Origin of the sequence: Psychrobacillus sp. MER TA 171 (genome assembly GCF_023713305.1) — a bacterium.
Taxonomy (GTDB): domain Bacteria; phylum Bacillota; class Bacilli; order Bacillales_A; family Planococcaceae; genus Psychrobacillus.
This window is the reverse complement of record NZ_JAMAWN010000005.1, coordinates 185,271-196,590: the sequence shown is the minus strand read 5'-3', so window position 1 is coordinate 196,590 and position 11,320 is coordinate 185,271. Positions and strand designations below refer to the sequence as shown.

Below are 11,320 nucleotides of genomic sequence, written 5' to 3'. Positions count from 1 at the left end.
AACGAATGAGAGCAAGAATAAGGCAATGAAAAAGGGTATTTTCTGTTCAGTTTGAACAAAAAGTACCCTTTTTTAATTTTCAAAAACAAAATTATTATAAAAACGTAAGTTTTTCAGTGCCCTCGCTGTGCTCCTGTGGGGTCTTCACCTCATGCTATGCCGGCTGGAGTAGCCGTCTTCCGTTTCAATCAATTAATATCATCCTTTTAGATCATTAAACATAAGGTACTTTCTATATAAGATAAAAAAGGCTACCAGGAGAAGTATAATGAGATAAGAAATAGCACAAAGTTGAAACATTTTCTTTACACTTTTTTTCACGTAGAGAGATTAAGAACCACTATGATATAAGCAGTGAATCTTTAGCCAATTATGAAGTAAATCAAAAACAAAGAAGGCACTTTCTGTTCAAAATAGAACAGAAAGTGCCTTCTTCTAATGTCTCTTATTTTCTTATTTAGCAAAAATAGATTTTAATTTAGATATAACGCCTTTTTTAGGGGTATCCATTGACATAAGTGGTACGGATTCTCCTAGAATGCGTCTTGCAATGTTTCGATAACCAAGTGCAGCACGGTTAGATGGGTCCATTACTACAGGCTCACCCTTATTGGAAGATGTAATAACATTCTCATCATCCGCTATGATCCCTAATAAATCGATGGATAAATGTGTTGTGATTTCATTAATATCTAAAGCGTCTCCACTTTGCATAAGATGCTGGCGGATTCGATTGATAATTAACTTTGGAGGATCGATAGCTTCCTCTTGCTCTAACAAGCCGATTATACGGTCTGCATCACGCACAGCTGAAATTTCAGGTGTCGTGACAACAATAGCTTTATCAGCACCTGCAATTGCATTCTTATATCCTTGTTCAATACCAGCAGGGCAATCTATTAATACATAGTCATAATCTCGTTTAAGCTCTGTAACCAGTTCTCTCATCTGTTCAGGATTGACTGCATTTTTATCCGTTGTTTGTGCTGCTGGCAAAAGGTAAAGTTTATCCTCAAAACGTTTATCCTTTACTAATGCTTGGTGAATCTTACAGCGACCTTCCACAACATCTACTAAATCATAAATAATTCTATTTTCTAGTCCTAGAACAACGTCTAAGTTTCTAAGACCTATGTCTGTATCCATTAAACAAACTTTCTTACCTTGCAAAGCCAATGCAGTACCAAGGTTAGCAGTGGTCGTCGTTTTACCGACTCCTCCCTTACCTGAAGTTATTACGATTGCTTCTCCCACATTAGCTTCCTCCTTTAAATGTCGATAAATTTGGTCTTATTAATCTAAGCTCCTGTAAACGGTCAATTGCGATAGAGCCATTAGTATGTAAATAAGCACATTCCATTTCGGGTTGCTCCGATAAGACACTTAACTCATCCGTCATCGTTTCTATAACATTATCAATTATTAGATGGGTTGCCTCTAGCCAGGAAGCTGCGATGACTGCATTTTTATTGCCATTTGAACCAGCATGTGCGATGCCCTTTAACCTTCCAAGAACAAACACATTTCCTCCAGCTACTACTCGTCCATTCGGATTGACATCTCCAATGACCACGAGGTCGCCCACTGCTTTGATGACTTGTCCAGACCTTACAATCCCAACATATGTCTCTGACTGATTTTCTAATAATCTTCTATTACAATCTTCAACGGTCATTACTTCACTCTGTATTTTAGAAACACGGAGATGTGCCGTCTGTTGTACACAATTTATAATTTCTTTTGCCTGTTCGTCATTACAATATCGATATCCAAGTTGTAAGAGTACTTCTGCCTGGCCTTCAAAACCTTCATCAGAAACCTTTTTCGTTAATTCTTCTAAAAGTTCTGTGTATGAACACTGATCGTCTAAACGTAATACAAGGCCCTCTTTCGTTCCTTTAATCGATATTAACTGCTTTTTCGTCAATCAAGTCACCTCAGATCTACTGTGAAACCAAAAAATATTATTTTTGAAGAAGTAATGCTTTTTGATTAAAACGGTATAGAAGAATATATTTAAATAACCATCCGAACATCAATATAAAGATGAGGTTCGCCAACATTGTTGGTAAAAGATTATGTTCATAAAAACTACTAAATGTCATGATTTTAATACCAATTGCTGTATAGAAAAAGAATAGCAATGTCTCTACTACTGCCACTAAAACTAGCGACAAGATAGTAGCTACCAGCAAGTGTTGGTGTATAAATTTTACTATAAAACTTGCTACCAAGCACATTAATGGGTAAATAAAAGAATATAATCCAATAATATCAATGAAAAAGACATCGTACAAGAGCCCAAACAACAATCCATATAACATTGCCCTTTTTTTATCATAATAAATAGAAACAAAAATCAAATATATAATTAAAAACCTTGGTACTAGTGTATAAAGTTCATTATTTAGCTCGATTGGCGAGAAAAGACCAAAAATCGGTTCCATATAAAATAATAGAACCGAAATGAGCACTACTAGATATCGCATCATGAGCCATCCCCTGCCTCTTTCTCGGCAGCCAAGTCAGCCTCCGTATTAGCACCATCAGAACCATCTACTCCGTTCATAGAACGATTTGCGATGATTACATGGTCCAATATAGAGAAGCTTGCCTCTGGTTTAATGTAAGCGAGTTTAGTCAAACCATAATCATCAGTGGTAACCTCAGTTACCTCACCAACTAAAATTCCTTTTGGGAATATTCCACCCAAGCCTGAGGTAGTAACTTTCTGTCCTTTTTTCACCTCAAACTCCGAATCAATTCTCTTCAGAACTAATTCTTTTCGTTCTTCGTCAAAGCCTTCTATTAATCCGAACACTTCTCCCTCTTCGCTTGCAATGACAGCTGATACACGATAATTCGGGTTTTGTGTAGATAAAAGCTCAACCGTAGAGGTATATGGAGTAGTTAATATAACCTTACCAATTAGACCTTTGGCAGTCATTACGGCCATATTAGCTTCTACTCCATGAATCTCTCCCCGATTAATGATTATTTTCTCTTCCCATTGATCGGGATTACGAGCAATAACCGTTGCTTGGATAGGGTTGAAATCACGAAGGTCTTCTTTTTTATCAACTATTTCTTGTAATTCTTTTTTTTCGAGCTTTAAATCATTTACTTCTGCTTGTAAGGAGGCATAATCTTCTAATCTTGCTTTCAATCTTTTGTTCTCATCATATGTATTAAGTAAAGAATCTATATTGTTAAAAACACCCGTTACATACTGAGTCGGTTTGGAAAACAACGTTTGTCCAAAACCGACTACATCTTTTACTAATTGTTCTGGCAATGATGCATGATTTCGATCGCGCAATGTAAAGCTGATAAGTGCCACAAGAAAAATCATCCCTACAAGTAGCAAGATTAATCGCTTATTTGAAAAAAACTGTGGCATATCTCACTTCCCCTTAACCTTTTGTTTGTTGACGTTTCAATAATCCCATATGATCTAACGCTTTACCAGTTCCGATTGCAACACAATCTAATGGGTTTTCAGCGATAAATACTGGCATATTCGTTTGATCACTAATCACTTTGTCCAGGTTACGAAGTAAAGCTCCACCACCTGTAAGCATAATGCCGCGCTCCATTACATCTGCTGAAAGCTCTGGAGGAGTCTGTTCTAATGTTTTCTTCACTCCATCAATGATAGACGCAATAGATTCGCGCAATGCATTTGCGATCTCTTTTGATGATATTTCAATTGTTTTTGGTAACCCCGTCACAAGGTCACGACCACGAATATCCATAGACTCTTCTGCTTCCATAACACGTGCAGATCCAATTTCCATCTTGATTGCCTCTGCAGTACGTTCACCAATTGTTAGATTGTACGTCTTACGAACATAGCTTGTAATCGCTTGGTCCATTGCATCCCCGCCAACACGAACGGATTCACTCGTTACTACTCCACCAAGAGAAATAACAGCAACTTCTGTAGTTCCTCCACCTATATCAACGACCATACTTCCTGTAGGTTCCCAAACTGGAAGATTAGCTCCGATTGCAGCTGCAAATGGCTCTTCGATAGTCAATGCTTCACGAGCTCCTGCTTGCTTTGCAGCATCAATTACAGCACGTTGTTCTACTGAAGTAATACCAAAAGGTACGCAAATCATGACATTGGGCTTGCTCCAAGACATTCCTGATGACTTCATCGCATTTTTCAAATAGTATTCTATCATGGCTGAGGTAGTATCAAAATCAGCGATAACCCCATCCTTCATTGGGCGAATCGCCACAATAGAACCGGGAGTACGACCAATCATATTTTTTGCATCGTTACCTACTGCAACAATGTCACCGTTTTGTACGTTTTTTGCTACTACGGAAGGCTCTCTTAAAACGATGCCCTTCCCTTTGATGAAAACAAGCGTATTCGCTGTTCCTAAGTCTATTCCTACATCTCTTGATCCAAATCCAAACACTATTTTTTACTCCCTTTCTAATCTAAACAAGTTTCACTTATTTTAAGTAATAACACTTATTATAACGGAAAGAAAGAAAAATGCACAGTGTCACATATACCCCTTTTCTTTTAAACTTATAAATTGATGGTCTCCTATGATTACATGGTCAAGAAGCTCAATACCCATAAGCTTTCCTGCCTCCATCAACCGTTTCGTTACATCTATGTCTTCAGTCGAAGGAGAAGGGTTTCCTGAAGGATGGTTGTGAGCACAAATAATGGATGCAGCGGAACGTTTTACCGCTTCTCTAAATATTTCCCTAGGGTGAACAATGGAAGCGTTTAAAGACCCGATAAATATCGTTTGCTTGTGTAGTATTTGATTTTTTACATTTAGGAATAAAGTTACGAAGTGTTCTTGCGTGAGGGAGGTCATATCTGGCATTAAATAAGTGGCTGCATCATTTGGGGACCTTATGGTAAACTTTTCATTCGTTTTTTGCTGTGATAATCTTTTTCCTAGCTCGACAGCTGCTAGAAGTTGGACAGCCTTTGCTTGGCCAATTCCTTTAACCGTCATCATTTCTTCCAGTGTAGCATTTTTTAACTCTTGAATCTGCTCAAAAAAACCCAATACTCGATTGGCAAGATGAAGAACAGACTCTTGCTTCGTTCCAGTACGAAGCAAGATTGCAAGTAGTTCTTGGTTTGATAAGCTTGAGGCACCTTGTCTAATCAGTCTCTCTCTTGGTCTGTCCGCTATATGTACATCTCGGATCATGAGAGCTGGAGGAATTTTAACACTCATTCAGAAATCTCCTTTTCTAATTGAATGACTTTCAATGTTAAAAGTGTCTGGAACAAACGGCCTAGCGGTAATCCGACTACATTGTTGTAATCGCCATTGATTTTTTCAACGAACATTCCACCCATTGTTTGTATACCGTAAGCGCCTGCCTTATCGAGTGAATCTCCGCTAGCAACATAAGCATCTATCTGTTCTTCTGTCAGTTCGTAAAATTGCACGGCAGTAGTTTCGGTAAAGCCAATAGAAATACCTGCTCCTTGGATGGATACTCCTGTGATTACCCGGTGCTCTTGACCAGATAGTGCTTGAAGAAACTCTTTTGCCTGATTAGAATCAACTGGCTTAGTTAATAGCTTTTCGCCTAAATATACAGTAGTATCCGCCGCTATAACGATGGCATCCTCATTTCCTTGTACTACTTCATCTGATTTTTTGGTCGCTATCGCAAGTGTAAATTCCTCTGGAGATAGCTCCTGTTCGACATCCTCGGATACACCAGAGGCTTGTATTTCAAATGGGATCCCTAATCTACCAAAAAGCTCCTTTCTTCTTGGTGACTCGCTTGCTAGAATTATTCTGTTATTTGTTGTTATTTTCATTGAAATTCCCCCTTTTCCTAAGCATACAAAAGAATGGAGAAAATGAAAATTGTGTTAAAAACGTGACTATTTGATTTTAGGCTGTTTTCTTATTTAAAAATTTAATTTTACACAATCGTTCTGTTCTAAATAGTGGGTAAAAACATGTAGTCGAATGACTGATGGACTGTCCGAAAACGTTGTGATAGCTTGAACAATTGTGGCTAGATCATCGGGATATTTTTCTTTACTGGCAATGGAGTCAAAAAAATTTTTAGACAAATTTTCCTCAGTCAATAATGTCATCATGTTTTTAACTTTTGGATTCTCACAACTGCTTGTAGACACGTAAAAATTTTTTATAAAGGATGGCAATGCTTCTGTACTAACAGCAGCAGTTTCTTTTACATATAAATCACTCCAAATATAAAACTGCCCTTCTGCCTGAACAATACCGGCACGCTCTAGTGAGGGTTCAACTGCCATAAAAGAAATGGCGCTTTCTTTTGTAGAGAACATTCCATATTGCTTGGCCTTGAAAGTTAGGGACGGCTCCGCAGATGTCTCTACCTTTTCTCCTCCCGTTTCCTTTCCATTTTCGGTAGCCGGCTTTTCCGTATTATTCTTATCTCCACTTGCTTCCCCTTCTACCTTCCGATCGTTAGCTATATTTAATAACAACCCAAACAATAAAACCCCGACAACTCCTATAACAAGCCCTTGTAGTCCAGCCATTAAAATCATTTTCTTAGGATTTTTTTTTCGAAATGGCATAATTTCACCTCTTTTTTCACCACTTTACCATTCCCCAATTAAAAAAGGACAAGACCTTTGTCGGCTCGTCCTAAAAACTTATCGAGTTAAAAAAACAAATTAATATACAAGTCGACAATTGCTTGACCATAGAAAAAAGAAATTATCGCTGCGATTGCTATAGAAGGTCCAAATGGAATAGGGGTTTTCCTTCCTTGCTTGGAAATTTTCAACGTAATAATACCCACTACCGTTCCTATAACAGAGGCTAAAAACAATGTCACTAAGGTGGATACCGTTCCTAACACGACACCAATAACAAAGAAAAGCTTGATATCACCACCACCCATGCCACCTTTCGACACCATAGCAACTAAGAGTAAAATTCCAAATCCAACAATTGCTCCGACTATACTGTCCCACCAAGGAGTTAAAGGTGAGATAATGCGACCAATAATTAGTGGAATTAAAAAGAATAAAAGTATTTTATCAGGGATGAGCATATACGCAATATCGGAAACTGTAATGATTATTAATAAAGAAATAAACAATAGCGAAATAAAGAACTCCCACGAAAAACCTAGTTGGAAGTATGCAAATGTGAATAATACGCCTGTAGTTAGCTCGATGACTGGGTAAACCCAATGGATTTTAGTATCACATCCTCGACACTTTCCCTTCAAAAAAACATAGGATAAGACCGGCACCAAGTCTTTAGCCGTTAAATTGCGATCACATATCGTGCAATGAGAAGGCGGGCGAACAATAGATTCACCTTTCGGCACCCTTAGTCCCACTACATTATAAAAAGAGCCAAGCACTAAACCATATATAAATACAAATATTGCGATTACGATTTCCATTCAAACACCTTATTTCCTACTTTTTAAACTTTCTTTATCTGCATACATATTGAGGTCAGCTACATGAAAAAGATCCTCAAAGGAATCTCCCTGCTCAGGGCAGTAGGCTATCCCAATACTTGGTATAACCTTGATATGGATATCGTTATAAATAAAGTTTTTTTCCTCAAATGTCATTCTTAATTGAGATAGCCATCCTTCAAAGTCTTCACGGGTATTAAAGTCATCTAAAAATAAAACAAACTCATCTCCACCAAAACGGGCTACCAAATCGTTTTTATTCGTTGCATCTTTCAAAACTTCAGCAGTATATTGCAATACTTGATCCCCCACCGAATGACCAAAGCTATCGTTAATAATCTTAAATTGATTTAAATCTAGTAAAACAAAGTATGCCTCTCCAGCTTCCCTCTGCGACAGTTCTACTAATTTTTTGCTAATATGCGTGACAAAAAAAGCTCGATTATGTAAATCGGTCAGGACATCATGATAGGCCATATGCATAATCATCTTTTCCTTTTCAACCTCGCTCGTGACATCTCTAAGCATAGCGTAGTAGATTCTTTCCTTTCCAGTAACCACGTACTTGGCATCTACGGAGATGTGTATTCGGCCATCAAGGTATAGATTGTCTAGCGCCAAAGAATAGTCTCGTAAAGTACCTTTTAGCTGAAGTTGTTCAATTAGTTTCCGGAGAAGTTTTTTATTATGCTTGGTCCGTGCATATTTCATCAAATTCATATCCGTTGGGTCACTGATATTCAATAGAAACTTACCTTGCTTGTTTATTTCTAAAATATCCAAGTTATTATCTAATATCATGATCGGTATGGGACTGATATCAAATAAGGTTCGATACCGCCGTGAGATGTTAGGCAGTAAATCGTTATGCAGGAAGGAAAAAGATATAAAAATGGAGAAAACAATTCCTTCGATCAGGAATGTATAGGGAGGTATATGTTCACCGAAATTTAGATAACCCATAGAAGCCTTTAAAGTAAACACAACCACTGTACAAACCATTAAAAACTTTAATAACTTGCGTTGCTGTAAATTCACGGTCTTTCGCAAGCCTATAATTAAAATAAAAACCATTATAAGAGTCAATATAGCTGATATCGTTAAAACGAAATAATATTCCTCATTATAAATAGGCACGTACCAGAAGCCCCTTGGCTCGTGTAAAATAAATGGAATGATCCTCCATTGTAAAATTTGAGCCACTAGCACAATCAAAAAAGGTACATAAAAGACGCCAGGATATACGATACGAGGGATATATATGTACAAGTTGGAAACGTGTATATACAAATGGAGAGTAAGACTCACCACTAACAAACTAATTAAACCAAGTCCAATACCAGAAACGGTTGAACTATATTCAATCGGTAACAGGTGCCGAAAAAACTCCCCAAAATAAAGGAAACTGTAGGCCACTAAAATAGCCGTAATCAATCTATTTTCCAATCTCCTGGACTGCTGTATTAGCACCACACAAGCTAAGCCAAACAAATATAAAGCCGGCAGCACATACACGGCTAGATACATACACAATTGAGATATCGACATAGATAGACTCCCTATCTAGTTATATTTTAAATGTTAGATGAATCATTCCTTATGAAAGAATGTAGTCAATTGAATAGTAGCTGAGGTAGCAGTAGGTGATTCTTCATATAGCAGCTCTTGTTCCCCAGGAGCATTCATCGTAATTTGATCTACTCTCACTACTCGCTCTAAATTTTCAATTTCTTCTATTAAAAGAACTAAATGCTCATAATTTTTAGTTTGGACAGATACATTAAAGGTAATCAATTTCAGATTAGCTGGTAAAGGCGCATCAGCTACAGGTGAACTAGGAGGCTCCTCCACTGTGCCTTCAGTAACTTCCGCTGATTCTGATTCTTCTTCAGCTTCAATACCCTCTTCTGAATCCGTTACTTCTTCTTCCACACTACCTTCTTGGTATATCTCTAGCTGCATTTGATCAAGTATCCCATCATAATTATTAAATTCTACAGCTTCAATCTTAGAATCACTAATCAATTCCACTTGCTCTAAAGATAGCAATAGTTCATCTAGTTCTCGTTCATATGGAACTTTAGACTCTAACGCAAATATATTATCAACCTTTACATCTGAAGCTTGAAACGAATTATATTGTTCTTTTAATGAAGCCACTTCCCCCTGAAGTACTTCGACAGAGATCTCTTTCGAATATTTTTCAGCCTTTAGTGGAGAAATAATAAAATAATAGATAGCAAATAACAATAACAAGACAAGGGCCCCTATTATTAAATAAGCATTTCTTTTATTGCTAACTAATTCATTCAAGGAGTTCCACCCCCATTTCTTAAGTAACCTGTATCTATTTCTAAAGTTAATGTAGCTGAATACCTAGGAATTATATTAAAATGTACTTCATTGTTTTCAGTATCATTACTTGGGTTGAAGTTAGCGATGCTTTCAATTTTCGCATCTGTAAAATACTCACTATTTAATAGATTGGTAACTAAATAGGAAAGAGAACTTAATGTTTCAATATCGACTACTAAAGTCATTCCTTGTTCTAAAAATCCATACTGTCGTAAGTATGTATGCTCCTCTATTAACGTATCTACTTCTATAAGTAAAGGGCTAACAGGATAAGAAATTGTTTCTGCAAAAGCAACAGAAGAAGGGAAGTCCCCTTCCGATGAAAGATCTACATTAGACATATAATCTGCTAGATCCGTCTTTTCTTCTATGGAGTAAATTTCTTCATTTTCTAAAAGCTCTATGTCACCCTTTAAACTCATGTATTGAATAAAAAACCACAAAAGAACTGTCACAATTAAAATAATTCCAATGACTAATACTAGTATGGAATTACTTTTTCTTCTCTCCATTTGAGGTAAGAGGTTTATATTTGGAACCATGGTTATACCTCCCTATAAATAAGCCCAATTAACGGAATATCTCTTGAATTAAAATTCGTATACTTGTTTTTTACCTTTGTGTCATCAAAATACTGGATAGGGGTAACTAAATTAGCTACCATTTCTGAATAGATATATTCCATTTCAGGACTGTCTCCAAATATAATAATCTCATCAACCGCTTTTTCTCCTTTGTACAAAGAAAAACGATAAAAGTTTAAAATGCGGTCAATTTCAGCAATTTGATCAATGAGTTGGCCCCGATATTCTTCAGGGTCTCCGGTATATTCATATATAAATTCCTCATCTTTAGTCTCGATAATCCATTTAGAACGTTCTGTTTCGATTGATTGATAACGCAGAAATTCAACTTTACCACCCGAATAAATACTGATAGAAACTCCAGCAATAGACCATTCCATTATTAAGTAGCTCTTAGTACTTTCTATATTCATTACTTCCTCAAAAAATCGTATAGAAGCCAATGCTCTTATTTCTGCAACAGAAGGATGTAAAGATAAATCATCTAATAGACCAGCCACTTTAATAATTTCTTCTGAGGGAGCAGCAAAAAGAGTAGCCTCTCCATCCCCTTGCTTAAAATCATAAACATCGAGTAAAGGCTGAGAATATGGTAGATGAATAGATCTCCCAAGCTCCATTTCTACAAATCCCTTTAAATTCTCAGTTGCAATATCATCTGGATGCTCAAAAGTTTTCATCATAACTGTACTTTCAGGGACAAAAAAACGAACATCTAAACGCTTCAACCCCCATTTTTCTAAGAGTTCCTTCATTAGCTCATAGAACGCCATCTCGTCTACTAATGTATCTCCGTCAAATATGCCATCCTCTAAAGGAGATTGATAAATTACAGCATTTTCAATTTGGTTTGTGTTTAACACAACAGCTTTAATTAAAAACTCATTGATATCCATAACGACAAATCGATTGGATTTTTTTTTGAATCGATCAAACATGACATT

At 36.8% G+C, this 11,320-nt stretch carries 13 protein-coding genes; all 13 read right to left on the bottom strand.

Annotated elements, in window-relative coordinates; genetic code table 11:
• Positions 1-453: 453 nt before the first annotated feature.
• The 13 genes from minD to pilM all read right to left on the bottom strand — a co-directional run bounded on the left by minD (position 454) and on the right by pilM (position 11,314).
• Positions 454-1,254 carry a septum site-determining protein MinD gene (gene minD, locus M3627_RS07370; protein ID WP_169359899.1) on the bottom strand — a complete coding sequence of 267 codons (801 nt, stop codon included), beginning with the start codon at positions 1,252-1,254 and terminating at the stop codon, positions 454-456.
• 1 nt (position 1,255) lies between these two features.
• On the bottom strand, positions 1,256-1,927 hold the full coding sequence (gene minC / locus M3627_RS07365; RefSeq protein ID WP_169359898.1) for a septum site-determining protein MinC: 672 nt from the start codon (positions 1,925-1,927) through the stop codon (positions 1,256-1,258).
• 37 nt (positions 1,928-1,964) lie between these two features.
• A complete protein-coding gene (gene mreD / locus M3627_RS07360; RefSeq protein WP_169359897.1) occupies positions 1,965-2,492 on the bottom strand; it encodes a rod shape-determining protein MreD in 528 nt (175 codons plus the stop codon).
• Complete coding sequence (mreC, locus tag M3627_RS07355; RefSeq protein ID WP_169359896.1) at positions 2,489-3,400, bottom strand: rod shape-determining protein MreC; 912 nt, start codon at positions 3,398-3,400, stop codon at positions 2,489-2,491. Before mreC ends, mreD begins: the two co-directional genes overlap by 4 nt.
• Positions 3,401-3,413: 13 nt before the next feature.
• On the bottom strand, positions 3,414-4,433 hold the full coding sequence (locus M3627_RS07350) for a rod shape-determining protein (protein ID WP_169359895.1): 1,020 nt from the start codon (positions 4,431-4,433) through the stop codon (positions 3,414-3,416).
• A gap of 90 nt (positions 4,434-4,523) precedes the next feature.
• Complete coding sequence (radC, locus tag M3627_RS07345) at positions 4,524-5,222, bottom strand: RadC family protein (protein WP_251553477.1); 699 nt, start codon at positions 5,220-5,222, stop codon at positions 4,524-4,526.
• Positions 5,219-5,821 (bottom strand): Maf family protein, encoded by a 603-nt coding sequence (locus M3627_RS07340; RefSeq protein ID WP_251553476.1) that lies wholly within the window; start codon positions 5,819-5,821, stop codon positions 5,219-5,221. Before M3627_RS07340 ends, radC begins: the two co-directional genes overlap by 4 nt.
• A gap of 93 nt (positions 5,822-5,914) precedes the next feature.
• Positions 5,915-6,574 (bottom strand): hypothetical protein, encoded by a 660-nt coding sequence (locus M3627_RS07335; protein WP_251553475.1) that lies wholly within the window; start codon positions 6,572-6,574, stop codon positions 5,915-5,917.
• 86 nt (positions 6,575-6,660) lie between these two features.
• Complete coding sequence (locus M3627_RS07330) at positions 6,661-7,416, bottom strand: prepilin peptidase (RefSeq protein WP_251553473.1); 756 nt, start codon at positions 7,414-7,416, stop codon at positions 6,661-6,663.
• Positions 7,417-7,425: 9 nt separating this feature from the next.
• Positions 7,426-8,985, bottom strand: coding sequence for a sensor domain-containing diguanylate cyclase (locus M3627_RS07325; protein WP_251553472.1), 1,560 nt, complete (start codon positions 8,983-8,985; stop codon positions 7,426-7,428).
• Positions 8,986-9,027: 42 nt separating this feature from the next.
• Positions 9,028-9,750: a hypothetical protein gene (locus M3627_RS07320; protein WP_251553471.1), complete on the bottom strand. Its 723-nt coding sequence runs from the start codon at positions 9,748-9,750 to the stop codon at positions 9,028-9,030.
• Positions 9,747-10,334 carry a hypothetical protein gene (locus M3627_RS07315; RefSeq protein ID WP_251553470.1) on the bottom strand — a complete coding sequence of 196 codons (588 nt, stop codon included), beginning with the start codon at positions 10,332-10,334 and terminating at the stop codon, positions 9,747-9,749. The genes M3627_RS07320 and M3627_RS07315 overlap by 4 nt, the downstream gene beginning before the upstream one ends.
• Positions 10,335-10,336: 2 nt before the next feature.
• Positions 10,337-11,314 (bottom strand): type IV pilus biogenesis protein PilM, encoded by a 978-nt coding sequence (gene pilM, locus M3627_RS07310; RefSeq protein ID WP_251553469.1) that lies wholly within the window; start codon positions 11,312-11,314, stop codon positions 10,337-10,339.
• Positions 11,315-11,320 lie beyond the last annotated feature (6 nt).